The sequence below is a fragment of the Pedobacter sandarakinus genome (genome assembly GCF_026240095.1).
Classification (GTDB): domain Bacteria; phylum Bacteroidota; class Bacteroidia; order Sphingobacteriales; family Sphingobacteriaceae; genus Pedobacter; species Pedobacter sandarakinus.
Genome location: NZ_JAPIVG010000001.1, coordinates 687,017 through 712,638 on the forward strand (window position 1 = coordinate 687,017; position 25,622 = coordinate 712,638).

Annotated in this window: 25 protein-coding genes; 16 read left to right on the forward strand and 9 right to left on the reverse strand. The window is 38.5% G+C overall.

What is annotated here, in order from left to right:
• Positions 1 to 4: 4 nt before the first annotated feature.
• Positions 5 to 2,707 (reverse strand): TonB-dependent receptor plug domain-containing protein, encoded by a 2,703-nt coding sequence (locus tag OQ268_RS02865; RefSeq protein WP_265854552.1) that lies wholly within the window; start codon positions 2,705 to 2,707, stop codon positions 5 to 7.
• An 81-nt stretch (positions 2,708 to 2,788) separates the two neighbouring features.
• A complete protein-coding gene (gene dcd, locus OQ268_RS02870; protein WP_265854553.1) occupies positions 2,789 to 3,325 on the reverse strand; it encodes a dCTP deaminase in 537 nt (178 codons plus the stop codon).
• Positions 3,326 to 3,397: 72 nt separating this feature from the next.
• Here dcd and OQ268_RS02875 point away from each other — a divergent pair, with 72 nt between their 5' ends.
• The 3 genes from OQ268_RS02875 to OQ268_RS02885 all read left to right on the forward strand — a co-directional run bounded on the left by OQ268_RS02875 (position 3,398) and on the right by OQ268_RS02885 (position 5,527).
• Positions 3,398 to 4,039, forward strand: coding sequence for a 4'-phosphopantetheinyl transferase family protein (locus OQ268_RS02875; RefSeq protein WP_265854554.1), 642 nt, complete (start codon positions 3,398 to 3,400; stop codon positions 4,037 to 4,039).
• A 9-nt stretch (positions 4,040 to 4,048) separates the two neighbouring features.
• On the forward strand, positions 4,049 to 4,768 hold the full coding sequence (gene lipB, locus OQ268_RS02880) for a lipoyl(octanoyl) transferase LipB (RefSeq protein WP_265854556.1): 720 nt from the start codon (positions 4,049 to 4,051) through the stop codon (positions 4,766 to 4,768).
• Between the two features lie 99 nt (positions 4,769 to 4,867).
• Complete coding sequence (locus OQ268_RS02885; protein WP_265854557.1) at positions 4,868 to 5,527, forward strand: SGNH/GDSL hydrolase family protein; 660 nt, start codon at positions 4,868 to 4,870, stop codon at positions 5,525 to 5,527.
• Between the two features lie 81 nt (positions 5,528 to 5,608).
• Here OQ268_RS02885 and OQ268_RS02890 read toward each other — a convergent pair whose 3' ends face one another.
• Positions 5,609 to 6,346, reverse strand: a complete 738-nt coding sequence (locus tag OQ268_RS02890; RefSeq protein WP_265854558.1) for an RDD family protein — start codon at positions 6,344 to 6,346, stop codon at positions 5,609 to 5,611.
• Between the two features lie 141 nt (positions 6,347 to 6,487).
• On the opposite strand from OQ268_RS02890, the gene OQ268_RS02895 reads away from it, so the two are divergent.
• From OQ268_RS02895 to OQ268_RS02920, 6 genes are read left to right on the forward strand one after another with little or no spacing between them, the layout of a single operon-like run.
• Positions 6,488 to 7,432, forward strand: a complete 945-nt coding sequence (locus OQ268_RS02895; RefSeq protein ID WP_265854559.1) for a stage II sporulation protein M — start codon at positions 6,488 to 6,490, stop codon at positions 7,430 to 7,432.
• A 10-nt stretch (positions 7,433 to 7,442) separates the two neighbouring features.
• Entirely contained in the window at positions 7,443 to 8,324 is an 882-nt protein-coding gene (locus OQ268_RS02900; protein ID WP_265854560.1) for a hypothetical protein, read from the forward strand.
• Between the two features lies 1 nt (position 8,325).
• Complete coding sequence (locus tag OQ268_RS02905; RefSeq protein WP_265854561.1) at positions 8,326 to 9,069, forward strand: DUF4129 domain-containing protein; 744 nt, start codon at positions 8,326 to 8,328, stop codon at positions 9,067 to 9,069.
• Positions 9,056 to 10,243 carry a DUF4350 domain-containing protein gene (locus OQ268_RS02910; protein WP_265854563.1) on the forward strand — a complete coding sequence of 396 codons (1,188 nt, stop codon included), beginning with the start codon at positions 9,056 to 9,058 and terminating at the stop codon, positions 10,241 to 10,243. The genes OQ268_RS02905 and OQ268_RS02910 overlap by 14 nt, the downstream gene beginning before the upstream one ends.
• On the forward strand, positions 10,224 to 11,201 hold the full coding sequence (locus tag OQ268_RS02915; RefSeq protein ID WP_265854564.1) for an AAA family ATPase: 978 nt from the start codon (positions 10,224 to 10,226) through the stop codon (positions 11,199 to 11,201). Before OQ268_RS02910 ends, OQ268_RS02915 begins: the two co-directional genes overlap by 20 nt.
• A 36-nt stretch (positions 11,202 to 11,237) precedes the next feature.
• Positions 11,238 to 12,584 carry a DUF58 domain-containing protein gene (locus OQ268_RS02920; protein ID WP_265854565.1) on the forward strand — a complete coding sequence of 449 codons (1,347 nt, stop codon included), beginning with the start codon at positions 11,238 to 11,240 and terminating at the stop codon, positions 12,582 to 12,584.
• Between the two features lie 19 nt (positions 12,585 to 12,603).
• Here the strand turns inward: OQ268_RS02920 and OQ268_RS02925 are convergent, their stop codons facing one another.
• Positions 12,604 to 13,662 (reverse strand): nucleoid-associated protein, encoded by a 1,059-nt coding sequence (locus OQ268_RS02925; protein ID WP_265854566.1) that lies wholly within the window; start codon positions 13,660 to 13,662, stop codon positions 12,604 to 12,606.
• A 199-nt stretch (positions 13,663 to 13,861) separates the two neighbouring features.
• A complete protein-coding gene (locus OQ268_RS02930; protein WP_265854567.1) occupies positions 13,862 to 14,434 on the reverse strand; it encodes a TlpA family protein disulfide reductase in 573 nt (190 codons plus the stop codon).
• A 69-nt stretch (positions 14,435 to 14,503) separates the two neighbouring features.
• Between OQ268_RS02930 and OQ268_RS02935 the strand changes: the two genes are divergently transcribed.
• Together OQ268_RS02935 and OQ268_RS02940 are read left to right on the forward strand one after the other, a co-directional pair.
• Positions 14,504 to 14,836: a hypothetical protein gene (locus tag OQ268_RS02935; protein ID WP_265854568.1), complete on the forward strand. Its 333-nt coding sequence runs from the start codon at positions 14,504 to 14,506 to the stop codon at positions 14,834 to 14,836.
• A gap of 102 nt (positions 14,837 to 14,938) precedes the next feature.
• The gene (locus OQ268_RS02940; RefSeq protein ID WP_265854569.1) at positions 14,939 to 17,257 is read left to right on the forward strand and encodes a TonB-dependent receptor; all 2,319 of its coding nucleotides are present in this window, start codon (positions 14,939 to 14,941) and stop codon (positions 17,255 to 17,257) included.
• Positions 17,258 to 17,345: 88 nt separating this feature from the next.
• Here OQ268_RS02940 and namA read toward each other — a convergent pair whose 3' ends face one another.
• Entirely contained in the window at positions 17,346 to 18,416 is a 1,071-nt protein-coding gene (namA, locus tag OQ268_RS02945; RefSeq protein WP_265854571.1) for an NADPH dehydrogenase NamA, read from the reverse strand.
• A gap of 84 nt (positions 18,417 to 18,500) precedes the next feature.
• The gene (locus tag OQ268_RS02950; RefSeq protein ID WP_265854572.1) at positions 18,501 to 19,490 is read right to left on the reverse strand and encodes an aldo/keto reductase; all 990 of its coding nucleotides are present in this window, start codon (positions 19,488 to 19,490) and stop codon (positions 18,501 to 18,503) included.
• A 288-nt stretch (positions 19,491 to 19,778) separates the two neighbouring features.
• Between OQ268_RS02950 and OQ268_RS02955 the strand changes: the two genes are divergently transcribed.
• The 5 genes from OQ268_RS02955 to OQ268_RS02975 all read left to right on the forward strand — a co-directional run bounded on the left by OQ268_RS02955 (position 19,779) and on the right by OQ268_RS02975 (position 23,857).
• Positions 19,779 to 20,606 (forward strand): ABC transporter ATP-binding protein, encoded by an 828-nt coding sequence (locus tag OQ268_RS02955; RefSeq protein WP_265854573.1) that lies wholly within the window; start codon positions 19,779 to 19,781, stop codon positions 20,604 to 20,606.
• A gap of 3 nt (positions 20,607 to 20,609) precedes the next feature.
• Positions 20,610 to 21,425 carry a hypothetical protein gene (locus OQ268_RS02960; protein WP_265854574.1) on the forward strand — a complete coding sequence of 272 codons (816 nt, stop codon included), beginning with the start codon at positions 20,610 to 20,612 and terminating at the stop codon, positions 21,423 to 21,425.
• A gap of 18 nt (positions 21,426 to 21,443) precedes the next feature.
• Positions 21,444 to 21,818 carry a GntR family transcriptional regulator gene (locus OQ268_RS02965; protein WP_265854575.1) on the forward strand — a complete coding sequence of 125 codons (375 nt, stop codon included), beginning with the start codon at positions 21,444 to 21,446 and terminating at the stop codon, positions 21,816 to 21,818.
• 4 nt (positions 21,819 to 21,822) lie between these two features.
• A complete protein-coding gene (locus tag OQ268_RS02970; RefSeq protein ID WP_265854576.1) occupies positions 21,823 to 22,674 on the forward strand; it encodes a hypothetical protein in 852 nt (283 codons plus the stop codon).
• 196 nt (positions 22,675 to 22,870) lie between these two features.
• Entirely contained in the window at positions 22,871 to 23,857 is a 987-nt protein-coding gene (locus OQ268_RS02975) for an alpha/beta fold hydrolase (RefSeq protein WP_265854577.1), read from the forward strand.
• Positions 23,858 to 23,879: 22 nt separating this feature from the next.
• On the opposite strand, the gene OQ268_RS02980 is transcribed toward OQ268_RS02975, so the two are convergent.
• Complete coding sequence (locus OQ268_RS02980; protein WP_265854578.1) at positions 23,880 to 24,800, reverse strand: DUF6263 family protein; 921 nt, start codon at positions 24,798 to 24,800, stop codon at positions 23,880 to 23,882.
• 1 nt (position 24,801) lies between these two features.
• Positions 24,802 to 25,578 (reverse strand): M90 family metallopeptidase, encoded by a 777-nt coding sequence (locus OQ268_RS02985; RefSeq protein WP_265854579.1) that lies wholly within the window; start codon positions 25,576 to 25,578, stop codon positions 24,802 to 24,804.
• Positions 25,579 to 25,622 lie beyond the last annotated feature (44 nt).

Genomic DNA, 25,622 nt, shown 5'->3' on the forward strand with positions numbered 1-25,622 from the left:
TTCCTTACTTCACATCATAAGTGTAAACTTTTCTTGCTAAGTGCCCAAGCGCATCCAAGCCTTCTATTACTACCCGGTATTGACCTGGCTCATCGGCATTATAAAATTCGAATTTAGCCTTGCCATCTGCCGGAGCTACTACCTGCGGGTTCCAATAAATAGTGGTTCTAAGATCTTGGCGGCTGCTGTTTGTACTTTCCATATCGTACTTAGGTGAGTAAAACTGCCTGATAGCAGAAAAACCTTTAGGGTTGATGGTTAAAATTCCAGGAGCATAGCGATTGTAACTTGTTGCGCCACCACCACGTTTAGTAGTAATAACCAATACACCACCACCACCTTGCGATCCATAGATTGCGGTATTGCCCGGACTTTTCAACAACTCTATCGACTCAACATCAGATGGGGTAATATTATCTAAAAAATCAGCCTCTACCCGCATACCATCTAAAACTATTCCCATCGGCGTATTCTGACTTCTCATTAAATAAGGAATGTTGCCTCTAAAAATAACACCGGGTAAGCGCCCCTGTAAACATTGCGACAATGTTACGCAGGTAGAAAGATCATCACCCGTTAAAACAAAATCGGCTCTGCCAGCGCCATTCAGATTGGCAGAGTTTTTTGCCGGGTTTTTCTTTTCGGTAATGGTAACTTCTTCAAGTTTGATGGTTTTTTCCAGCAAGCCTAGTCGTTGCATCTCATTAAAGTAACTGTCACTTTCTTTGATATATTTCATTAACGAATTATTTACGTTAATCTCCACGTCGCCAGCGTTTTTATTTTTTGTTACAACAAAGCCAGGAGCAACACTTTGAGGATCTACGCTGATATCAACAAACTTACGCTCTGTTTTTGTTCGCGCCTGCACTACAAATTTTGTGCTATCAGAAAATGTTAAGTTATCGAAAACAAATTTACCTTCTGCATTGGTTACGGTATCTAATATAAAGAATGAGCCTTTTGTGGCCATAAGCATTACCTTACCCCCTGCAACAGGTTTGCCGCCGCGTAATACCGTACCAGTAATAGATATGGAGTTTTCGACCTGATAAGTTATTGCAGGAGCCAGTCCATTGATAACGTTTTTCCACAAAAACCTTCTCCAACCATGCGTAAGCAATAAATTATCAAGCTGTTTCTGGGTGTCTAAATCATCATTTAAAAAATAATGATTTGGCTTTTCGATGTAACCAGTAAGATCGGAAGTGAGGAGCAATGTAGTAAAGATATTTGTTTCATTTTCTTCATCGGGCACTACCTTAGTGGCATTTGTAACTGCAACAGAAAAACTACCAAGCACAGGTTTATTTTGATTAGTAACATCGAAAGCAAAGCTTGCTTTTCCTTTCTTGCTGGTAGATACACCACTGGTATTTAAATTGATATCAAGGAAATCTGCAGGATGTTTTACGAAAATTAACCGCTCTGCAATTGGCTGGTTGGCGGCAGAAAAAAGTGTAAACTGTACAATGCCTGTAGGTAAATTTTTCTTTGGTACACTGGCACTTAAGACTTGTTTATCCATTTTGGCCTTAGAAACATAGAAAACATTTCCCGCTTGTTGAGCAACAACTTTCAATTCATCTCCGTTCACTAAATCTTCGGTAGCCATTATTTTCACGCTAACTTTAGCAGTGTCGGTGTTATTAATTGACAGGGCATAGCCACTTTTCTGAGCCAATGGCATCCTTATATCCTTAGAAGATCCGTCCTTAAACTTAACTTTGGCTGTGTAAGTTTTACCAGGCTGCGTATTTAATACAAAGTTCCCCATACCTAAGTAAGGGGTTTCGAAACTGGTTATTTCAGCACCTGTTTCATCTACAATAGCGCCCGAGATGTTTTCTCCCTTACCATTTGCATTAACTGCTTTAATTGCAATTTTTTGTGGCAGTCCTTCTACTAGCGCACCTCCCTCTGGCATAAACTGTACATCTATATCTGTAGAGGTAGATGTAATTGGAATAGATTTTACAACCTTTTCTTTATTGGGCAGTGTTAAAGTAGCAACGATTTTGCCCGACTTATTAGACAAGCCCTGGTTGTTGATAAAGTTAATTACGGCGTTGCCGGATAAATCCGTTTTGGTTTTTCCTTTGTCTACCGAACGAAAATCTAATTGAACATCATAGCTAACATCGCTTTCTTTATAAGCAACTCCATTCTTATCTTCGAAATGTATGGTTGCAGTAACCTTACTTGCGTTATTATCTTTTGTATAAGTGTAGCTTGTATTGGTAAAAACCTTATTGGCCCAGCTGTTACCTATTCTAATGGTTTTGTCAAAGAAAAACTCCGAGCCGAAATTTTTCATATAATTGGTATAAGCCCTAATTCTGTAATTTCCTTCCGCCAGGGAATCGGTGAGTTTAAAATCGCCCCAGGTAATGCCTGCCATTAAAGGTAACTTAAGCTGTTTTTTGATAGAATCTTTCTCATTAATAAGCTCTACGTATATAATCTTACTCATCATAGAAGGTGCAGCAGTTTTCGCATCGATTACGTAAGTTTTAAACCAGATATCATCGCCTATGGCATAGTAAGGTTTATCTAAATGAATGTGGACCTTTTCTTGTGGATATTTATTGGTATAATCTTCGAATTTTTTTAGGAGTTGTGCAAAAGGATCATCATCCATTTTAAAAGCAAAGAAACCGACAAGAAGAAATAAAAAACTGATGGTGAGCGTGATTTTGAGTTTCATGAGTAGCTAGATAAAATAAAAATATGCCTCAAGGTACAAAACCCGAGGCATATAATTGTGAAGGTAACGTGAATTTTAGTTTCAGAATTTGTTCTTCCACATCATGCTTTCTACGGGTCTTGTGGTTTTATTATTGTACTTGGCGTTGCCTTTAGAATTGTACATGGTTTCTATGTTACCCTCTACAAGAAAATAAATTAACTGACCAATGGGCATACCTGCATAAATCCTTACGGGTTGCGCTACAGAAATCTCCAATGTCCATGTATTACAAAACCCTACATCGCCTTTTCCTGCTGTTGCATGAATATCTATACCTAAACGCCCTGTACTACTTTTACCTTCTAAAAATGGCACATGGCTATGGGTTTCGGTGTACTCTAGTGTTACCCCTAAGTACAATGTGCCAGGATGAAGAACAAAACCATCTTTTGGAATTTCGAAATGTTCAATTTCGTTATGTGCTTTAGCATCTAGCACGCGGCTTTTGTAGGTAGCCAAATATTTTCCAAGATGAACATCATAAGAATTCGTACCTAAACACTCCCTTTTAAATGGCTCTATGATAATGCTACCTTTATCAATTTCCTCTAATATCCTTTTATCAGATAATATCATTTTAATGCGTATTTTTGGCCTAAATTATCAATAAATTAAGATAATTTTGCATGCTAATCGCCGATTTTATAAATGCCTATAGTTTATAATAAAAATATTGATGACCATACGCTTCTATCCATTTGGAAGATTGAAGAGAACGAAGCAGAACTATTATCTGGCCTGCAGCTAAAACAGCATGAACTAGATATTGTCTCGTCTTTAAATAATGGAAAAAGACTCTTACACTGGTTAAGTACCCGTCTTTTACTAAGGACTATGCTTAATACCGAAGAATATATCGACTGTCAGTTCGATGAAGATGGAAAGCCTTTCCTTGTTAATTTCGAATACCACATATCTTTAAGCCATTCTTACGATTACGCAGCTGTGATGATTAGCAAGAACTTTGCAGTAGGCGTAGATATTGAGCTGATCAAACATAAGATAAAGAGTATTAAGCATAAGTTTTTAAGCGATATAGAACTGGCTCAGAAACAAATTGGCGACAATACCGAAGGGCTTTATGTGGCCTGGTGTGCAAAAGAAGCTATATACAAATGGCATGGAAAAAAAGGGTTAGAATTTAAGAAACATATCCACATTAAGCCTTTTAAACTGCGTACAGAAGGCGCATTAAATGCTATTGTAGAATTACCTAATGGCAAAAAAGAGCTTACCGTAAACTACTTTAGAACAAAAGATGGTTATATGTTGGGCTACGTTGCAAACTAAAATTACAGTATGAGTGGGTTGGAAGAAAAGAAAAAAGTTGAGACACAGTTTATTGACTGGGGCTTAACCGATTATCAGGACGCCTGGGATAGACAGGAAGCGTTACTAAATAATACGGTAGCAATTAAAACGGCTAACAGGGTAAATGGTACGCAATTACCAACCCCTAATTATTTAATATTCAACGAACATCCACACGTGTATACCTTGGGTAAGAGTGGTCACCAGGAAAACCTTTTGTTAGATGAAGAAGGGTTAAAGCAGAAGCAGGCTACCTATTATAAAATTAACCGCGGCGGAGATATTACGTACCATGGGCCGGGGCAAATTGTAGGTTATCCCATTCTGGATTTAGATAATTTTTTTACTGATATACATTTATACCTACGCACCCTTGAAGAGGCTGTTATTCTCACCCTTAAAGATTATGGCATAGAGGCAGGAAGGTACCCGGGTTATACAGGTGTTTGGCTAGATCCAACTAATGACAAAGCCAGAAAGATTTGCGCCATGGGCGTAAGATGTAGTAGATGGGTAACTATGCATGGTTTTGCCTTCAATGTAAATGTAGACTTAGCGTACTTTAAAAACATTGTACCCTGTGGCATAGATGATAAAGCTGTTACCTCTTTAGAAAAAGAACTTGGTTTTCCATTAGATATGGAAGAAGTAAAAGGCAAACTAAAAAGGCATATCGCCACATTATTTAACATGAGTTTGAATGCATAAAACCCCTGTATGCCAATTTGCGTAAATATTGCTATGAGGTTTTTATATACAGGTATTTTGTTTTGTTTGCTAACTTCGGCTTGCACAAAAGGCGCAAATATGTCGACACCAAATCAGCCAGAGAATTTACAACAGCAGCCATTAGACTCAACTCAAATCAGTTATCTGGCGCTCGGCGACTCTTATACTATTGGCGAAGCAGTGCCGATTAATGAATCCTTTCCATTTCAACTTCAGCACCTACTGCAGGGCAAGCAGGTAAATGTGAATAAGCCAACCATTATTGCCAGAACCGGCTGGACAACCGATGAATTGCAAGGCGCTATTGTACAAGCTAACGTAAAGCAGAAATATGACATTGTAACGTTATTAATAGGTGTGAATAACCAATACCGGGGTTACCCTATAAGTACATATAAGGAAGAGTTTTCGGCCTTATTGGAAACTGCAATTGGTTTTGCCAATGGGAAAAAGGAACGCGTTTTCGTTGTATCTATTCCAGATTGGGGCGCAACACCGTTTGGCAAAAATGACGGAAGAGGCGCTCAAAGAATAGCCGCTGAAATCGACGCTTTCAACACCGCTAACCGTGAGATCACACTAGCGGCAGGAGTTAGTTATACCGATATTACGCCGACTTCGAGAAATGCAGCTCAGGATCTAGCGTTAGTAGCTTCAGATGGTTTACACCCCAGTGGTAAAATGTATGGTGAGTGGGCAAATGCATTATTACCAAAAATTTTGTTGGCTATTAAGTAAGCAATGCAGTATGATTTTGCTGCTAAGAAAAAACTCGAACCCATACCGCTTTCTTTAACAATTAGGTTGCTTTTATGAGATTTAAACGGACACCGAAGTTAGGTATTTATAATCTTTCATTACAGTTTCTAAAAATTGTAGCTCATTCATTTCTGATGGAAGTTTAATTGACAAATGCAGCTTAAGTTTTTCAGCCATCGCGTAAACGATTGTGGCATTTGCCGTTTGATAATATCCCGTTAACACCTCGTAAACCAATTCGATTTCGCGATCGCTCAAATGGATTACTTCATTAAAAACAGGTTGATAACTATCTGGCAGTTGGAAATTGAAGGCTAAATTATCAAAACGCGTTCTCTGGGTCGTCTTTATCAATGTGGTTTTTGCAAGAATATCGCCTACACGCTGATGCTTCTCGGTAACGGCGACCGAAATGATAGCTACAATTCCCCAACCAATGGGCGTAAAATCTACCAGTCTAAACACCCAGCGCAAGAGGTATTGACTAAAAGTCGGCTGGCCGCCGTCTATACTAATCACTTTAATTTTTAAGGCTTTCTTTCCGAAGGTTTGTCCGTCCATGGTCAGTTCGCATACCAAATCATAAAAAACAAAAACGACAGCGAAGATAATCGCTAAAATAGGAAAACCCCACACAAAGTTGCCAAATGCAGCGGCTGCGCCCAGAATTATGCTAATGATATAAAGTACAAAAAAGCCTCCGAAATCTATACAACTTGCGGCAATGCGCTCGCCCAGACCTGCAACTTCATATTCAATATCTATATTTTGAGTAGTGCTAATTCTGATGGTTTCCATTAATCAAACATAATTTTTTTTTGATAAAAATTAATTCTTGAAGACATTATTTTTTCGCAAAAAAACGCTGTTCAACTAAAAATGAATTTTTAATCCTTAGAAATTTAACTATTTTAACCCGAGATTTGTTAACGCCTTAGCATGAGAGAAGCACTGTTTGTAAAGCAAAATACCGAAAAGTGGAAGCGTTTCGAAACGGCGCAGTATGCTAATCCAGATCAAGTTGCAAATCACTTTATCGAGGTTACAAATGATTTAGCATATGCTAAAACTTTTTATCCCAATTCTAAAACAACGGCCTACCTTAATGGATTGGCTTCAAAACTTCATCAAGCAATTTATAAAAACAGGAAAGAGAAAACCAATCGTTTTATAACTTTCTGGAAAACCGAACTCCCTTTAACTTTTTATAAACACCGGCAAAAGGTTCTCTATAGTTTAGTTTTCTTTCTGATATCCTGCGCAATCGGCGCCCTTTCTGCAAAGTATGATGATACATTCGTGCGGCTAATAATGGGCGATGGATATGTAAATATGACGAATGAAAATATTGCGAAAGGCGATCCATTTGGGGTTTACAAGCAGCAAAATGAATTCTTAATGTTTATTCAGATTGGTGCAAATAACATATTTGTGTCTATCTATACCTTCGTTTTAGGGATTATTTTTTCAATTGGCACCATAGTATCACTTTTTAGAAATGGCATTATGTTAGGTTCATTTCAGTACTTCTTTTTTAGTAAAGGGCTGGGCATAAAATCCATTTTGGTCATTTGGATACATGGCACACTTGAGATTTCGGCTATTGTTTTAGCTGGTGCTGCCGGCTTGGTTTTAGGCAATAGCTTTTTGTTTCCAAAAACCTTCACCAGAAAACAATCGATAGTAAAGGGTGCAAAAGAAGGAATGAAGATGGTTTTAGGTCTTATTCCAATTTTTGTTGTAGCTGCGTTTCTCGAAAGCTTTATTACCCGACATACTGAAATGCCATGGCCCATCAGCGCCGCAATTTTACTATCATCAGCAGCATTTATAGTTTGGTATGTATTAATTTATCCATCAAAAATTAACAGCAAGCAAATATAAATTAGTGCACATGGTTAGAAGAATTGAATTTAAGCAACGTAGGGACTTTGGACAAGTAATTAATGATACCTTTACGTTTATACGCCAAAATTTAAAGCAACTCATAACCCTTTATTTTTTATTTTGCGGTTTATTTGTATTCTTAAGCATGGGAGCCATGTTAATTCAGCAATACAAATTAAGCGGTTTAATTACCAACTCAGGTTCAAGCATTAGATATTCTGGTTATCAGTTCGCCAATTATGGTATTGAATACTATTTTTCACTTCTCTTTTCGCTGCTCAGCTATTGCAGCATGACGGTTGTAATTTTATCTTATATTTCCATCTATGTGCAAAAAGGTAATGAAAAGCCAACTATTGATGAAATATGGGTAGCCTTTAAACGCTATTTCTTTAGAACTTTTTGGGCATCGATAGTACTGGGTATATTATTATTGATTGGCTTTGTTTTATGTATTTTGCCAGGTTTCTGGCTATTCCCATTTATTGGAATGGTATTTCCAATTATGGTGTTAGAGGATGAAAGAATAGGATTTGCCTTTAACAGAAGCTTTGTGCTTATCAAAAACAATTTCTGGATTACATTTGCCACCTTACTTCTAATTTGGATCATTGTATATGCATGCATGTCTATGATCATTTTACCTACGACTATACTGGGCATGGTGGGAATATTTTCTCAAAAAAGCACGCAGCTATCATTAACTTTCATGATGATTAGTACGGTTTTACAATCACTTTGCCAATCGTTTACTATTTTACCAGTTATTACACTTGCACTGCTATACTTCAATTTAACAGAGCAGAAAGAGCACCATGGATTATTAGAACGTATTTCAGATTTTGGAAATATCGTAAAACCAGTTGATAGCCGACCAGAGGAATACTAAAATGTACAAGACAATTTTAACCTATTTCTTATTCTTTGTTGTTTATTTAACACCCGCATATGTTCTTGCCCAGGTAAAGACTCCGAAACCTAAGCCTGAAACTACGCAAATGAAGTTAGACAGTACGCAACTAACACCCAAAACATTCGATAAGCAAGCCATCAGCGATTATAAAACCCAACCAGATTTTCAATATGATGAGGTTGGCGAAAGGCAATTATCACTTTGGGAAAGATTTTGGATAGGATTCTGGAATTGGGTTAGAAGAATCTTTAGCGGTGCTGCAACAAACTCAATATCAAGATATTTTTTTATCGGATTAGCGGTGGCAATTGTGCTTTTCCTGGTGATAAAAATCGTAGGAGCGCAAAATATATTTAGAAGAGACCCACCAGAGAGCGCTTTACCTTATGACGTTTTGAATGATAACATCCATGAAATAGATTACGAAACAGAGATACAGCGGCTTGTAAGTGAGGGGAAATATAGGCTTGCCGTAAGATTGCTTTACCTACGCACGCTTAAAAAACTTAGCGATGCGCAAATTATCGAATGGCAACCCGATAAAACCAATTATAATTATTTAATGGAGATTACCAGACCAGCATTAAAGGGAGACTTTGGCCAGCTTACCCTTCAATTCGATTATATTTGGTATGGCGATTTCCCTATAGACGAGCACAAATTCGAGCCCATTAAGCAATCCTTTAATCATTTTAACAAGCAGATAAATGAAAGGATATAAGCTTTACCTGGGCATTGGGTTTATACTCGTTGCCATTTATTTAGTTGCACAATTCAATAAACCTACGCCTACCAATTGGGCACCCACCTACCTCGCTGAAGATAAAATACCCTATGGCACCTACATTTTATCTAACAGAATAATCGACATTGTACCAAATGCCAGGGTCTCGCAATCTAGAAAATCGGTCTCTGATGCATTACAAAAACGATACCTACAAACCGCTTATCTGGTTGTGGCACAAAAGGTAGATGCAAGTAAGTATGAATTTTCCAAGATGAAGATTTTTATGGAGGCTGGAAACGACATATTCATTGCGGCATACGACTTCGGGAATATGGAGAAACAATTAAAATTACGCCCTGCCGTTAGCTTTAACTCCAACCAGAACACACTTAATTTCACCAATCCGAATTTAAAAACAGAGGCCAGTTATGGATTCGAGCGTGGCATTGGGAGCCAGTACTTTAGCCAAATCGATTATCAAAAGGCGATCGTTCTAGGGGTTAATGCAAGTAATCAACCCAATTTCTTAAAATATCAGTTTGGTAAAGGTGCGCTTTACCTGGTTGCAGAACCTGGCTTCTATACCAACTTTAATCTGCTAGATAAATATGGCGCCGAATACGCATCAAAAACACTTAGTTACCTGCAAAATAACAAAGCCATTATTTTAGATCAGTATTTCTCGGGACAGAAAAATGAGGCAACAGATGTACTTCGGGTTTTCTTTGCGCATCCGGAATTGAAATGGGCCTATTACCTCAGTATTTTTGGCTTGTTTATTTTTGTGATTTACGACATCAAGCGCCGCCAAAGAATAATTCCAATTCTCGATCCCATGACCAATTCTTCACTAGAGTTTGTAAATGTGGTAGGAAGCGTTTATTACCAGGAGCGAAACAACAAGGATATTGCGCTCAAGAAAGTAAATTACTTTTTAGAATACCTTAGAACGCGGTACTTTTTAAAAACCAACGAAATTGACCGAAATTTTGCACAGATCCTGATGGAAAAAACCGGGATAAATGAGGCATCGGCAAAAACGTTGACCCGTTATTTTATCGAAATACCACTCATGGAAAGTTTAGGCGATCACGAATTGATCAACTTAAATCAAAGTATAGAAAATTTTTATCAAACAACACAACCCAATGGAGCAAGAACAGTTTAACCAACGTACAGATTTAACCATGCTAAACCAGGCGGTTGATCAAATTAGAAATGTGCTTGGCAATATCATCGTAGGCCAGAAACAGGTTATTGACTTTTTAATTGTGGGGCTTTTGGCCGATGGACACATCCTTATAGAGGGCGTTCCGGGAGTGGCTAAAACTCTAAGTGCAAAACTCTTGGCAAAATCTATCGACGCCCAATTTTCGAGGGTACAGTTTACACCAGATTTAATGCCGTCTGATGTGCTGGGAACACCTATCTTTAACACAAAAACTGGCGACTTCGAATTTAGAAAAGGGCCGATCTTTGGCAACCTTATCCTGGTAGATGAGATTAACCGTGCGCCTGCTAAAACCCAGTCTGCGCTATTCGAAGTAATGGAAGAACGCCAGGTAACTATCGACGGTGAAAGCTACCTAATGGATGAACCATTTATGGTATTGGCTACTCAAAACCCTATTGAACAGGAAGGTACCTATCGACTGCCAGAAGCGCAATTGGATCGTTTTTTATTCAAGATTGAAGTAAAATATCCCACACTTGAAGAAGAAGCGGCTATTTTAACCGCACAACACACTTTGGTAAATAAATCATTAGCCAATGATGTAAAACCGGTACTATCTGTGGCGCAAATTAAAGAAGCCAGAATCATTATCCGCAACCTTTTTGTAGAACCGAAGCTCATCGAATTTATCGCCCAGATTGTACACGAAACCAGAAACAATCCATCGCTTTATTTAGGTGCATCGCCAAGGGCATCGTTGGCAATTATTCACAGTGCCAAGGCATTGGCTGCCATTCAAAACCGCGATTTTGTAACGCCCGATGATATTATTGCCGTAGCAGTTCCGGTTCTGGCGCATAGAATTTTGTTATCTCCAGAAAAAGAAATGGAGGGGCTTACTTCCAGCGATATCGTACAACAAATCATTAAGAAACTAGAAGTACCTAGATAATAGGTCAAAATTAGCTAAAACCTAAAATTATAACCTTTGAAAAAGTTATTTCAGCAGTATTACACCAACCTGTTTTTGAGTCCTCGGTTATTCATAAGCATGGGGTGCTGTATTTTGCTTTTTCTGCTTAAATTTTTCTTTCCCTGGCTAGGCGAAACGCCCTACATTGCGCTCGGAGCGCTGGTGCTCCTCGTGTTGCTAGACCTTATTATTCTTTATCGCCATAGTGCAGGAATCTTTGCGAAAAGATTAACTCCTAAACGATTAAGCAACGGCGATGAAAACCCTATTCAGGTTGAAATTAAAAATAGCTATGGCTTTGCGGTAAACTTAAGGGTGATAGATGAGGTTCCATTCCAGTTTCAAGTGAGAGATAAAGACTTTAAGCTGAGCTTAAAGCCCGGTGAAATAAAATCTATCCACTATCATTTACGGCCAACAAAGCGAGGGGAGTACGATTTCGGGAATATCAGGGTATATATTGCTTCGCCGATTGGATTGGTTAATCGACGATATAATTTCGAAGCAGCAAAAGTGCTGGCTGTTTATCCTTCATTTATTAGCCTTGGCCAATACGAATTAATGGCCGTTTCTAGGTACTTAACAGAGTTCGGCATTAAGAAAGTTAGAAAAATTGGGCAGAGTAGTGAGTTCGATCAAATAAAAAATTATGTCGGTGGCGACGATATCCGCACCATAAACTGGAAAGCAACCGCACGTAAAAATAGCTTAATGGTTAACAATTATACCGACGAACGTTCTCAAAATATGTATTGCATTATCGATAAATCGAGGGTAATGCGGATGCCTTTTGAACAACTTAGTTTGTTAGATTATGCCATTAATGCCAGTGTTGCACTAGCGAAAGTGGCCATGCTTAAGGAAGACAAAGCGGGGCTAATTACCATTTCAGAAACCCTTGGAACCGTTGTACCTGCTGATAGAAAAGCGGGGCAATTAGGCAACATTATGAATGTGCTTTACAAAGAGAAAACCCGCTATTTAGAAAGTAATTTAGAGGCATTATATAGCACCGTTCGTGCCGTGGTTAAACAACGTAGCTTGTTGGTATTCTTTACCAACTTCGAAAGTTTAGCAGCACTTCAAAGGCAATTGCCTTATTTAAAGAAGCTAGCTAAATACCACCTTTTGCTAGTGGTATTCTTCGAAAACACCGAGCTTAAAAACATGGTTAATGAGCCCGCTAAAGACCTAGAAGAAATTTACCATAAAACCATTGCAGAGAAATTTATTTACGAGAAAAAGTTAATGGCTAAAGAGCTTACCAAGCATGGCATTCTTTCGGTGCTTACACCGCCCCAAAAATTAACCGTAAGCGTCATCAATCAATATTTAGCGCTTAAGGCACAACAGCGTATTTAATCAACTCCCCTAAAAGCATTTATTCCTCTTCCCTAAAATAGACTTTGTAGAAGTTCATCGATTTATCATCGTCGTAACCTTTTTCAATCATATCTTTATTCCCGTGGATGTAGATGTGAAAATTTTTATCCAGCTTAAGAACACTTTTATAAGCCCGAGCTTGTTTTTTTACAGCCGAATCGGCAATTTCAAAAGTATTGGCTATAGGTGCATCAAACTCCTCCTCATAACTCTTTTTGTAGTTTTTAAATGATGCTATCCCCTCTGCATTGCCAATTACTTCATTCCCGAACTCTTCCATATCAAAGGTTTCTTTCTCCTTAAAATATTTCATCGATCGGTTTAGCAAGTCTATTTTATCAGCTTTGCTTATTTCATATTCATCATCCAGCTTCTGTGTTACAAAGTTTTTGTAAACACCCAACACGTTGTTCGTTTGATTGTAACTATCGTTTCTAACTTTCAATTTTAAAAACTCATCTCTCCAGTAAACGGCAGAGTCGTTACTGCTCTTAGATTGATCGATCACCACCACCTTAAACCCCTCTTGCTTATCAGTATTGAAAATTAAGCAGCCTTTATCTAGTTTGTTTATACTTATGGCATCTTGCTCATAGCTCATATTAAAACCATCATCTTTCGGAAAAACCTTCAGATAAGTATCCTTCGTTTCTGATTTGAAAATACCAATTACCTCGAGCTGCTCGCCTTCGATTTGCACACGCTCGAAATAGGCCACATACATTTCTCCAGATTTTATTTTAGGATGGTTGGCTACATCGTATAAATACTTAGCCAGTTGCTGCGAATGCTCGTGAAAGGTTGCGTTGTTCTCAAAAATCTCCTTTGCAAAATGATAAACCTCGTTCAAGTTTAAATCATCATTGGGATGATAGAAACGATACACTTCATTCACTTTTTCAAATGGCTTCAAAAAATACTGCATCAGCAGGTTGCTTAAAACTTCGTCGTCCATATTCAATGGCGCATCAGATAGTTTGTAATATTCTTCAACCAGTTTATTGCCGGTATGGTGTATAGAAAGTTGCTTTAGCGAGGCTTCAAAAAATGAAATCATAGCGGCAAAAGTAAGCAAATAATCAGCTTATCTTTTTGCTTTTCCGAAGTTTGCGAATTGTTTTGGAAAGCAAAAGCCCTGCTAATAGGATGCGAAAGCCCTGCTGTCTGCTTTATCCCGATGAAAAATCGGGATGCTCGCTGCCCATCAGGTTTAAAAAATTCTGGCTGTGCAAGAAACTTACAACCCAATAACCAGCCTATTTTGCAGATTTTAGTTGATTCAATAAACCAACGAACTTCTTATCATTATAATTTGCAATACCTTCATGCCTGAAAGATAGTCGCCCCTGTTTATCGAAAACAACAGTGGTAGGCAAAGCACTTTCAAATATTTGCTTCGGCATAGCGCTTTCTACCTGGTACACCGGAAAGTTGTATTCCCGATCGATCATAAACTTAGTTGCCTTGGGCAAATTCGCATCCGCATCGGCAAAAATGAATACAACCTGGTCATCGTCTTTAAATTGTGTAAATAGCTTCTTAATCGATGGCATTTCTGCCCGGCAAGGCGGGCACCATGTAGCCCAGAAATTTAAAAATATCACTTTCCCTTTTAAATCACCTAAGTCTACAACCTTACCCTTAACATCTTTAAACCTGATCCCACTTAAATCGCCCATAGCAGTTGCCGGTGTTTCTACACTTGGCGCATAAAAACCCAAACCTATTATTCCTCTAATTAAAAAGGCTTTAGCATCAGGAACAAATATTACCACTATTAAAAAAACAATGAATAGGGTATTTACAATATTTTTTTTGATGATCTTCATTTTGTTTAATAAAAGCAATGTTACGTGCCAAATATATAGAATTAGCCAATAATTGCTACTTTTGGCACATTGAAAAAACATAGGCAATATATTAAACGATATTTTTCGGCATTTATGCTGTTCGCTTTTGCTATTGCCTTAACGCCATGGAGTGTTTTACACCATCATCAGGAAATTCCAGTTTCCAAAAAAGAAATCAATTGCCATCACGTTAGTCATGTACAAGCGCAGGGCGATACCTGTTTAATTTGCAAGGCAAGTTTCGAAAAAAACTTCGTACAAATTCATCACATTTACCGAATTTTTCTTGCTGCTAAAATTTTTAATCCAAAGCAGCCGCTTCTAAAAAGCAACTACGTAAACTTACTTCGTACAAGCTTACGCGGGCCGCCTGCCGCATAATTACCACTATTTTGGCATTGCCATCTTCTTTAAGCTAAATCGAAACAACTATTGTTTTTTTGATTTGGCTATTCTTATCGTTTACAAATTTTACTATATATTATGAAACAATTACAGCTAATTGGCTTAGTAATTCTATATACATTATTAGGCAGTACAGCCTTCGCAAATACATTAAAAGAAATTAGCGGGAAAGTTATTGATGCAAGCAATAACCAAAGTTTGCCTGGTGCCACCATCTATATCCCCGATTTAAAAGTAACTTCTATAGCCAATAACGATGGAGAGTTTACCCTAAATAATCTGCCCACCAAGGGCAGTTATTTGGTTGAGGTACATTACGTTGGTTATAGAACAGCCACCCAAATTGTAAACCTCGCATCTTCAGGCAGTTTAACCTTTAGCCTAAAGCCCACTGCAATAGAAACCAAGGAAGTTGTAATTACAGGTAGCATAATCAGCAGCACCAGTAAACGCAATAGCACTTCATCTGCGGTGTTGGGAAAAGATCAGCTGCTTGCACCATCTGCAAACTTAATTGATGCTTTAACTAGGATTCCGGGCGTATCGCAAATTACTACCGGCCCCTCTATTTCCAAACCAGTAATAAGAGGTTTAGGCTATAACCGCATTGTAACTTTAGATGATGGTATTAAGCAACAAGGGCAGCAATGGGGCGATGAGCATGGCATTGAAATCGACCAATTTAAATCAGACAGGGTTGAAGTTTTACGGGGGGCAGCATCATTAATTTATGGCTCTGATGCACTTGGAGGTGTAATTAACTTGTTAGAGCCCAGCACTGCGCCAGATGGCCAGGTTAAAGGCGAATTGATTAGCAACTATTCAACCAATAACGGTCTAACCGCTAATTCATTAATGTTAACAGGTAACGAAAACGGCTTTGTATGGAGGGCCCGTGGAACCTATAAAAATGCTTATTCTTTTAAAACGCCAACTGGCTATTTCCCAAATTCTGGCTTTAACGAAACCGATTTAAGTGGTATGGTAGGCTTAAACAAAAGCTGGGGCTATTCGCATTTAAATGTTTCCAGTTTCCGCAATAATATTGGTTTCTATGATCCATCTTTAGACGGTAATGGAAATTTTGTTAAGGAAAGTGGCGACCCTTTTACAAACGATGACTTTACGAACCGCAGCTTAGATTTTCCGCGTCAAGATATCAGACATTTCAAAATTGCGCTTAACAATAACTTTATTTTAGGCAATGGCAACCTAAAAGCAGATTTTGGTTTCCAGCAAAACCAACGTCGCGAGTTAGAGGATGGTCCGGAACCTTCACTGTTTTTCGACTTAAAAACCTACAATGCCGATTTAAAATATTATCTACATGAAATGAATGGCTGGCAACCGGTTTTTGGCTTTAGTGCAGATGCCGGAAAGAGCCAAAACAAAGCTACAGAAGAGTTTCTTATTCCAGATTACAATACTTACGGCGTTGGCGTTTTTGCTTACGCTAAAAAGAATTGGGAGAACAATACCTTTAGCATTGGTGCCCGTTACGACTACCGCAAAAACAATGGCAAAGAACTATTTATAGATGGCGAGGAGCAGTTTGCGGATTTTGAAAACAAGTTTTCTAATGTAAGCGGTGCTTTGGGCTTTACGCATCAGTTTAACGAAGAGTGGAACTTTAAGGCCAACGCTGGCTCGGCATTTCGTGCACCAAACCCTGCAGAATTAGCTTCAAATGGTGTACATGAAGGTACTTTTCGCTATGAAATCGGGAATTCTAATTTAAGCCCGGAACGCAGTTACCAGGTTGATGCGGCCCTGGAATATGAAGGCAAAATTGTAAGTGCCAGTGCCAGCATCTACAACAATTACGTTCATAACTTCATATATGCATCTAATAATGGAGAAACCATAATGGCTGAAGGAGATGAGTACCCGGTTTACCGTTATGGGCAAGTTAATGCTAACCTTTACGGCGCAGAGGCCAGCTTAACCATTCACCCCGTGCCGTTTATACATTTCGAAAATACTTTTGGTTATGTGCATGCACAAAACCAAACTTTAGGCAGACCATTGGCATTTATCCCTGCCGGAACCTTGAGAAATGAATTACGCTTTGAGCCTAAAATTAAAGGAACAAACGACGCATATGTTTCTGTCGGGATTAATTCTGCCTTCAAGCAAACCAGGGTAGATGATGTTTTTGAAACACCAACCAGTGGTTATACGCTCTTGAATGCCGGAATTGGAGCCACTTTTAACTTGGGTAAACAACCTGTTAAGTTTTCTGTATCTGCAAATAACTTGTTAGATCAGAAGTATTATGATGCATTAAGCAGGTACAAACCAGGCCGCTTCGATTCGGAAAATCCAAATTTAGGGGTTTACAACCCGGGTAGAAATATCACTTTCGGCCTATATGTACCCTTTACATTGGCCAAGTAATGTTTGCTGATATTACAAAGATCATAACCGTCGATGGAAAGCATACATGTATGCATTCCATCGGCGGTTTCTTTTTATGATGTGTTTTCTACTTTTCTCTTTTCGCCCGCACGTACTGATTGGGCCAGACAATATCATCTCCTAAAACCTGTGCCGCATGCGTAGGAAAATAGGCATCACGTAAGGACTCTCGTGCAATGAAAATGAGATCTGCTTTGCCTTCCTGCAAAATTTCTTCTGCCTGGTGTGCATCAACAATTATTCCTACAGCACCAGTGTGTATACCGATTTCATTCCTAATTTTATCAGCAAATGGAACCTGGTAATTTGGTCCTGCCGGGATAAAAGCATCTGGGACATTGCCCCCTGAAGAGGTATCAATTAAATCTACTCCTTTATCCTTTAAAACGGCGCACAACTGCAACGAGTCATTTTCATTCCAACCGTTTTCTGTCCAATCTGTTGCCGAAATACGCACAAACAATGGGAGAGTTTCTGGCCAAACAGATTGTACCGCCTCAACCACATCAATTACCAAACGAATGCGGTTTTCGAAACTGCCGCCATAAACGTCGGTGCGCTTGTTGCTTATCGGACTAAAGAATTGGTGAAGCAAATAGCCGTGAGCAGCATGAATTTCCATTACTTTGTAACCTGCTTCTAACGCTCGCTTTGCCGCAGCACGAAAAGCGAAAACAACATCCTGAATTTCTTTGATACTTAACTCATGTGGTACTACCTGCCCGTTTTTGAAAGGGAGCGGCGACGGTGCTACTGGTGTCCAGCTGTCTTCCCCACTGGCAAGCTGCTCTCCACCATTCCAGGGCAAATCGCAACTGGCTTTTCTACCTGCGTGTGCCAATTGAATTCCTGCGACAGCGCCATTTGCATGGATAAATGAAACCATTTGCTGTAATTTTTCGATGTGTTCATCCTTCCAAATACCTAAATCGGCATGGGTTATTCTGCCATCTGGCGTTACTGCTGTAGCTTCCTGAATAATTAATCCGGCTCCGCCAACTGCTCTGCTACCCAAATGTACCAAATGCCAGTCGTTGGCAAAACCATCAACTGCAGAATATTGGCACATTGGCGAAATTACTATCCTATTTTTAAATGTAATATCCTTTAGGGTTAAAGGAGAAAATAATTTAGACATGATTATTAAATTTACCGCAAAGGACGCAAAGTTTTCGTAAAAGAAAAGATTGCACCAAACACTTTACTTATATATGTTAATGAATTAAAATCCGGCGCTATATAGTTGGTTGTTGATAAATTCTATTTCATCGCTTGAAAGTTTAACGTTTATAGCTTTCGCATTCTGCACCGCTTGTTTTTCATTTCTGGCACCAACTAAAGCAATTGTTATCCCTGGGCGCTCTACCGTCCATCGTAAAACCAACTGTGACAGAGTGGCGTTCTTTTCATCGGCTAGTGGTTTAATTTTGGTCAAAAAAGCATTTGTTTTTTCGATGCTTTCTGGCTTAAAAAATGGGTTACCCTGGCGATGATCGCCTTGCTCAAACTTATAGTCGGTTGCTATTTTCCCTGTTAATAATCCCCGCTCCATCGGGCTATAAGCCAGTACCGATTGATTGTTTTCGATGCAATAGGGAACCGTTTCATCCTCAACTCCACGGTTAACCATGCTAAACGGAATTTGATTAGAGATGATATTGATTGTTTCCGCAGCCTCTTTCAACTGGGCAGCATTGTAATTACATACGCCGGCATAACGTACCTTACCTTGTTCAATTAATTTATTTACCGCTTCGAAAGTTTCGCTAATTGGCGTGGTTACATCTGGCCAGTGGATCTGGTATAAATCTATATAATCGGTACCTAACCTTTTTAATGATTGTTCACACTCGTAAATAACACTTTCTTTACCAGCGTATTTGTACACATCAATATCTTTGCCGCTGTTATCTTTAGATTTCATGGCAAGTTTGCCTTTGTCTAAATCCCAACGCATCCCAAATTTGGTAACAATTTGCAATTTGTCTCTCGAGATACCCTTAATCGCATCTCCAACAATCTCTTCGCTATCGCCCTGCCCATAAATCGGAGCAGTGTCTATAGAAGTTACGCCCAAATCAAACCCTGCTTTAATGGCATTTATGGCGTCGTTTCTGTCTGTGCTTCCCCACATCCAGCCACCTGCAGCCCATGCGCCAAAAGTAATTACCGAAAGTTCTAAATCTGAATTTCCAATTTTTCTGTATTCCATCTTTATAAATTTTTTATTTTATCTAACCCACAAAAATTTTCTGAGGATTTTTATACTGCTTATTTAATCAAGAAACCAGAATAGTAATCGCTATTTCTCTTGATCAATTATTAACAAACATTTCTCTAAAACTACAATTCATAAATGCTGCTTGTTTTGCCCCGAACCTAATTCGATTTAAACTTTACAAAAGCGTTATAAAATCTTACAAGTTAAATAATGAAAAAATATTTGGAGATATGAAAATAACATAATACTTTAGTGTATTATTTAACTAATACAGTAAGTATGATAAAAATTAACAATCTAAATTTTGGTTACAGCAAGCATAAGCCACTATTTACAAATATGAGCATCCAATTAAGTGATGGTCATATATATGGCTTGCTCGGAAAGAATGGTGCAGGTAAGTCAACACTACTAAAGAATATTGCAGGCTTAGTTTATGCGCAGAGCGGTAGTTTAGAGGTTATGGGCTTTGACCCTGCCAAGCGAAAGCCTGCATTGCTAGAGCAAATTTGTTTCATCCCGGAAGAATTCTTCCTACCATCAGTTAAGATAGATGCCTATCTTAAGGCTAACGCACCATTTTACAAAAACTTCAACCATCCATATTTTGCCGAGTTATTAAAGGAGTTTGATATTCCTGCAAGCAACAAACTCATTAACATGAGCTATGGACAGAAAAAGAAGTTCATCATCGCATTCGGACTTGCTACGGAAGCAAAGCTGATTATCATGGATGAGCCCACCAATGGATTGGACATTCCTTCCAAAGCACAGTTTAGGAAAATTATGGCTTCGGCCATGACGGAAGATCGATGCATTATTATATCAACCCACCAGGTAAGAGATTTAGATAACCTGATTGATACGGTGATTATGCTCGATGAAAATGATGTGGCTTTGAAAGCATCAGTTGAGGAAATAACTCAGAAACTTACCTTCAAAAAGGTGAAAGAGATTGATGAAAGTATCATTTATGCAGAGGCATCTTTGGCAGGTTACAATGCCGTAATGCCCAATTATCATAATGAAGAAAGTAAGCTGGATATAGAGCTGTTATTTAACGGAATCCTAGCCGAGAAAACAAAATTTAAACCTCTTTTTAATTAAGCCATGAACAACACATTTAACATAAATAGATTTGGCCTGTTACTTAAAAGACAATGGTTAGACTTTGGAAAAATCTATTTAATTACCCTAGGGGTAGTTATCGGCATTATTGTGGGGTTTTATGCCTGGTATGCACCTAGCCCATCAAAATTCAACAACTTTGATAGTGACGGGAATTTAGACCTCCGTTTTAGATATGGCTTGTTTTTAATATTGGGCTTTATTTTTATCAGTGTGGTGGCTAGCAGCTATTTTGCCTTGTTTGGTCAGAAAGCAAGAGCCATTATGGAACTGATGAACCCGGCATCGATCTTTGAAAAGTTTCTGAGTGGCGTTCTCTACACCGCCGTGCTTAGTGTGCTGTCGTACTTAATTTTGTTCTATCTGGTAGACTTAGCTTTTGTGAAGTACCTCAATGGGTATCTATCCGAATTTACTATGTCGGGAAACAAAGGCCTCGTGGTGAAGCCCGCCGAAAGCATTGCAGCACAATTTATCGATGATGCAAACTACAGAAACAATCTTTGGTATTTTACCGCTATTCCTTTTTTTATAACCAGTATTTTTCTTCTTGGATCTATTTACTTCAACAGGTTTCATTATATTAAAACAGCTATCTCAGTTATGATCTTTTTCGGTGCAGCGAGTTATATTATCTACAATGTAATAAACCGTTTAACAAGAAACATGGTAAGCTTACATCATGGGGGCCAGAATAAAGAGGATATAGCACTAATACTGCTCTTCTCTATTACTGCGGGCTTAGCATTAATACTGTGGGCAATAACCTACATTCGACTAAAGGAAAAAGAGGTTTAAATTTTAACTGGTATAGATATGGAATTTAGAGATAATAAGGCGATATACCTTCAAATAGCAGATTATGTTTGCGAACATATTTTGTTGGGAAAATGGAAAGCCGATGAAAAAGTGCCTTCGGTGCGAGAGCTTGCAGTGGCAATGGAGGTAAATCCAAATACGGTGATGCGCACCTATGAGCTATTGCAAAGTAAAAACATTATCAACAACAAAAGGGGGATCGGATTCTTTGTTGATGAAAGCGCAACGGACAATGTGAAAAGCTACCGAAAATTGCAGTTTATAGAAGATGAACTACCTGTTGTATTCAGAAATATTTACTTGCTTAATATCAGTTTCGATGAGCTGAAGGCCAAATATGAATCATTTGTTAAAGAAAATTTTAACGCTTAAAAACATGAAAAAAAGTAACAAACTATTAATTGCGCTGGCAATTTCACTCATTATTATACCCATTATTGTTGTAGCTGTAAATGTAAAATTGAATTATAGAGACGAAAAAACATATAGAAGGGGAGAACAAATGCTCGATCACTTTGCAACAACTACTGAAGGATATGCGAGCATGGCCATAGCTGAGCCATTTAATAACGTAGAAATTGCCGATGCAAAAGGAAGGTTTTTAAACATCCAGATTATCAAAGATTCGCAATCAGGTATCAAAGTATCAGATTTGGATAAAGATGCTATAACATATAAAGTAGATGACCAAGGTACGTTGAGGCTGGATATTAAGGATGTACCTACAAGTGGTGGTTTCGGACTTTCGTTAATTATTTATGTGCATAACCTAAACCAGGTAAGCGTTGCAAAAGGATCGGGCTTGTCTTTAATTAGCACTGTAGACTCACTAACCTTAAATGCTAATGCACTCAATGTGGTAGAGGTTCAGTCGCCATCAAGAATGAATAAAATAACAATAATTGCTGATGGTGTTGCCAAATTACATTTTAGCAACAACTTTAACATTTCAGAGGCTAATTTAGGCCTTAACAACACTAATTTTGAAACCGAATGGACATCATACGAGCAACTTCAAATTAACGCCACGGGGAATTCTAACCTTAACATTGCAGGTGAAGAACAGGATCAAAAGAAATTTCAAATTGAAAACCTATACATCAAAACAGAAGGAAAATCTGATGTTCGGGTAGAGAACATTCAAGTAAATAAATCATCAGGCAACCTATCAGATTCTACAGCTGTTTCCATGTCTGCATCGATTTTGAAAACAATGTTTAATAAATAAAATTTAAATTCATAGTCTTCGTCATTGCGATGCACCTGGCAACTTCGCAATGACGATCTCTTCTACGCATCATAGGGGAAATCTCACTTGATTGTAAATCGTTACCTGAATAATTTAAAACAGGCATGATTTTTAAGCTAACTAATGGGTAAAAGTTTACCTTGCTCCCATTCGTTTTTCACCTTATTAACTTTTGATGAAGAGATATTTCCTATTGTTGGCACTTAGCCTGTTTATCGCTCAAAAAACTATTGCTCAAAAAATCGATACTTTATCCATCACCTTAGAAAATGTAAAGTATCCTGCTCCCATAAAGTTTTTCTCTATACATACTGAGGGGCAAGATCTAAGAATGGCATATATGGATGTTTCGCCAGTGGGTGCATACAATGGAAAAACGGCGATACTATTCCACGGTAAAAATTTCGGAGGCTATTATTGGGGAAATGTTATTACGGCACTTACTAAAATTGGCTACAGGGTTATTGTGCCCGATCAAATTGGTTTCGGTAAATCTTCAAAAGCTTATATTCATTACAGTTTCCATCAACTGGCCAATTGGAATAAACAACTATTAGATACTTTAGGTGTACAAAAGGCTGTGGTTTTAGGGCATAGCATGGGCGGGATGCTGGCTACACGTTTCGCTTTGATGTTTCCTAATCAAACTGAAAAATTGTTGCTTGAAAATCCGATAGGTTTAGAAGATTATAAAACATTTGTTCCCTATGTAACTACCGAGCAACAATATAAAACAGAATTGAAAACTACGGCAGAAAGTGTACGTAAATACTACCAGGGCTCTTACTTTACCTATTGGAAACCTGAATACGAGTACCTGGTTAACATTGCTGGCGGTGTTACCTATAGTGCAGATTACCCCAGGTGGGCAAAGGTTGCAGCAATGACTTTCACCATGATTTATGAACAACCAGTGGTTTACGAATTTCAAAACATTCGGGTACCAACGGTGCTCTTTATTGGCAAAGAGGATAAAACAATTGTGGGTAAAGCGCTGCTTACACCAGACCAACAGGCGATACACGGACAGTATCGACTGCTTGGAAAACAAACCGCTGCAAAAATACCCGGAGCAAAAATTATTGAATTTGAGGCCTGCGGACACATTCCGCACATTGAAATTCCGACAGAATTTTTAGTGGCATTAACAGGTAGCTTGTAATCCTGCTAAGCTTTTACAAAAGCTATTTAATGCCTTCTTGGGGAGTTTCCTGTGCGGTGATTTTATTGATTCCCTGAAGTTCGAAATCGATGTTCGTGCCCATGGTTTCTAACTTACCTACGAGCTCTATCCTTGAATGGCTTTTTGTAATTAACCCAGTTTTTAGGTCTAGTTCCGCATCGCCTGCGTTAGTTCCTGTAAGATTGGTTTGTATTTTATTGCCCATACTTGAAAATTCCCCTTTAGAAACCAACGTACCATTGATGTTAAGGTAGGCGGTATTTCCTTTTACGTCTTTAAGGGTATATTTTGTAATGGTCTCTACTGGCATGGTCAGCTGTATCTTTGTATCAACAGTCCAGGTATCGCCAACTTTTACAGGTTGCTCGGGATAAATCTTCAATGATGATTCCATGGTATGTTTCATCCCTTCGGCACTAAACTGTTGTTTAAGCATGGCTTTCATCTGGCTGGATTTAGCAGAATCGAGATTCATTTTTTTAACCATGTTGTCGACCATTTCTCCTATACCAGTTAGCGATTGAATACCGCCATCGGGGAGCATTACCATGTTAAACCTCGCACCCTTCAATCCCCTAAACGAGTTTAATTTTGTCGTGTCAGGATCATCAGAATCCATAGCCATAGTATTGCCCATTCCTAGCGATTTCATGAAAATGCGTTTGTAAACCACTTCAATGTTTTTTTCAGATTGATCGCCATTTCGGATATCAAAAGTGTAATCAGTGCCGATGGTTTGAGTCATGTTTATTTTTTGTCCGCCGATTTGCTGATTGATCACCTGGTCGGAAACTAGCGTGATATCATATTTCTTCCCAATGGGGAAATTTTGCTTAATCACATATTTCTTTTGCGCCCCTGCATTAAGGGTTAGAAAAGAGAAAAAAAAGAGCGACGATAGTTTAATGAACTTCAGTAGCATGTTATTCAGATATAGGATTTTGTGCGAAAATGCGACTAAGTGCATGGTACAAATCAGGGTGCTTGTCTTTTAAGATTTCTGGCTTTTCGAAAAAATACTCCGATACCACTGCAAAGAACTCGGCTTGGTTAGTAATTGCATAAGGATTAATGTCAGATTTATTATCTTCAATTTTCACCATTTCCTCATGCATCATCTTAATCCACGGCAAAGTATATTCGTGCGCCATTAAGTGTTCTGGCACACCGTCTGTTGCACCATCAGATTTATCTAGCAGGTGTACAAACTCATGAATGGCCGTGTTTTCCTTCCCGGCACTTTTAGAGAAGCCATGGCGCAATGCCGATCGAGAAAGAATCATTTGTCCGTTCATGAAGCCGCTGCCAACCATACCCATAATCTTCCGATCGCCGCCTTCAAACTGGAAATCCTTATCAAAAGTATCTGGATACAATAATACACTAGTTAAGTTTTTATACTGCCAATCTCCAAAACCGAAAATAGGGATGACAGCGCTTGAAGCAATCAGGAGCTCATCAAGTGTAGTCATTTCCAAGCCAACAGGTTCTATTTTTACTGTACTAAAAAACTCAGCTACTTTTTGCTCAAATCTCAATTTCTCAGTAGAATCCAAATTATGATAGAAGCCAACGTAATCATCTAAAATTTTTTTATCTGTATCCGTTAGCGGCGTAATGGCAGGTTTTTTCTTCCGCAGGATGAAATACAGGGTTAATAAAAAAATAGGAACTAAATAGGCTAGCGGCAATGCATTCATGGTACGGCGTTAAATAAACTTCTCTTAAACAATAGCTAAACGAC

What these genes read in the sequence shown, in the direction of transcription:
- OQ268_RS02865 (WP_265854552.1), bottom strand. Translation starts at nt 2,707, where the DNA reads ATGAAACTCAAAATCACGCTCACCATCAGTTTTTTATTTCTTCTTGTC.
- dcd (WP_265854553.1), bottom strand. Translation starts at nt 3,325, where the DNA reads ATGATATTATCTGATAAAAGGATATTAGAGGAAATTGATAAAGGTAGC.
- OQ268_RS02875 (WP_265854554.1), top strand. Translation starts at nt 3,398, where the DNA reads ATGCCTATAGTTTATAATAAAAATATTGATGACCATACGCTTCTATCC.
- lipB (WP_265854556.1), top strand. Translation starts at nt 4,049, where the DNA reads ATGAGTGGGTTGGAAGAAAAGAAAAAAGTTGAGACACAGTTTATTGAC.
- OQ268_RS02885 (WP_265854557.1), top strand. Translation starts at nt 4,868, where the DNA reads ATGTCGACACCAAATCAGCCAGAGAATTTACAACAGCAGCCATTAGAC.
- OQ268_RS02890 (WP_265854558.1), bottom strand. Translation starts at nt 6,346, where the DNA reads ATGGAAACCATCAGAATTAGCACTACTCAAAATATAGATATTGAATAT.
- OQ268_RS02895 (WP_265854559.1), top strand. Translation starts at nt 6,488, where the DNA reads ATGAGAGAAGCACTGTTTGTAAAGCAAAATACCGAAAAGTGGAAGCGT.
- OQ268_RS02900 (WP_265854560.1), top strand. Translation starts at nt 7,443, where the DNA reads ATGGTTAGAAGAATTGAATTTAAGCAACGTAGGGACTTTGGACAAGTA.
- OQ268_RS02905 (WP_265854561.1), top strand. Translation starts at nt 8,326, where the DNA reads ATGTACAAGACAATTTTAACCTATTTCTTATTCTTTGTTGTTTATTTA.
- OQ268_RS02910 (WP_265854563.1), top strand. Translation starts at nt 9,056, where the DNA reads ATGAAAGGATATAAGCTTTACCTGGGCATTGGGTTTATACTCGTTGCC.
- OQ268_RS02915 (WP_265854564.1), top strand. Translation starts at nt 10,224, where the DNA reads ATGGAGCAAGAACAGTTTAACCAACGTACAGATTTAACCATGCTAAAC.
- OQ268_RS02925 (WP_265854566.1), bottom strand. Translation starts at nt 13,662, where the DNA reads ATGATTTCATTTTTTGAAGCCTCGCTAAAGCAACTTTCTATACACCAT.
- OQ268_RS02930 (WP_265854567.1), bottom strand. Translation starts at nt 14,434, where the DNA reads ATGAAGATCATCAAAAAAAATATTGTAAATACCCTATTCATTGTTTTT.
- OQ268_RS02940 (WP_265854569.1), top strand. Translation starts at nt 14,939, where the DNA reads ATGAAACAATTACAGCTAATTGGCTTAGTAATTCTATATACATTATTA.
- namA (WP_265854571.1), bottom strand. Translation starts at nt 18,416, where the DNA reads ATGTCTAAATTATTTTCTCCTTTAACCCTAAAGGATATTACATTTAAA.
- OQ268_RS02950 (WP_265854572.1), bottom strand. Translation starts at nt 19,490, where the DNA reads ATGGAATACAGAAAAATTGGAAATTCAGATTTAGAACTTTCGGTAATT.
- OQ268_RS02955 (WP_265854573.1), top strand. Translation starts at nt 19,779, where the DNA reads ATGATAAAAATTAACAATCTAAATTTTGGTTACAGCAAGCATAAGCCA.
- OQ268_RS02960 (WP_265854574.1), top strand. Translation starts at nt 20,610, where the DNA reads ATGAACAACACATTTAACATAAATAGATTTGGCCTGTTACTTAAAAGA.
- OQ268_RS02965 (WP_265854575.1), top strand. Translation starts at nt 21,444, where the DNA reads ATGGAATTTAGAGATAATAAGGCGATATACCTTCAAATAGCAGATTAT.
- OQ268_RS02970 (WP_265854576.1), top strand. Translation starts at nt 21,823, where the DNA reads ATGAAAAAAAGTAACAAACTATTAATTGCGCTGGCAATTTCACTCATT.
- OQ268_RS02975 (WP_265854577.1), top strand. Translation starts at nt 22,871, where the DNA reads ATGAAGAGATATTTCCTATTGTTGGCACTTAGCCTGTTTATCGCTCAA.
- OQ268_RS02980 (WP_265854578.1), bottom strand. Translation starts at nt 24,800, where the DNA reads ATGCTACTGAAGTTCATTAAACTATCGTCGCTCTTTTTTTTCTCTTTT.
- OQ268_RS02985 (WP_265854579.1), bottom strand. Translation starts at nt 25,578, where the DNA reads ATGAATGCATTGCCGCTAGCCTATTTAGTTCCTATTTTTTTATTAACC.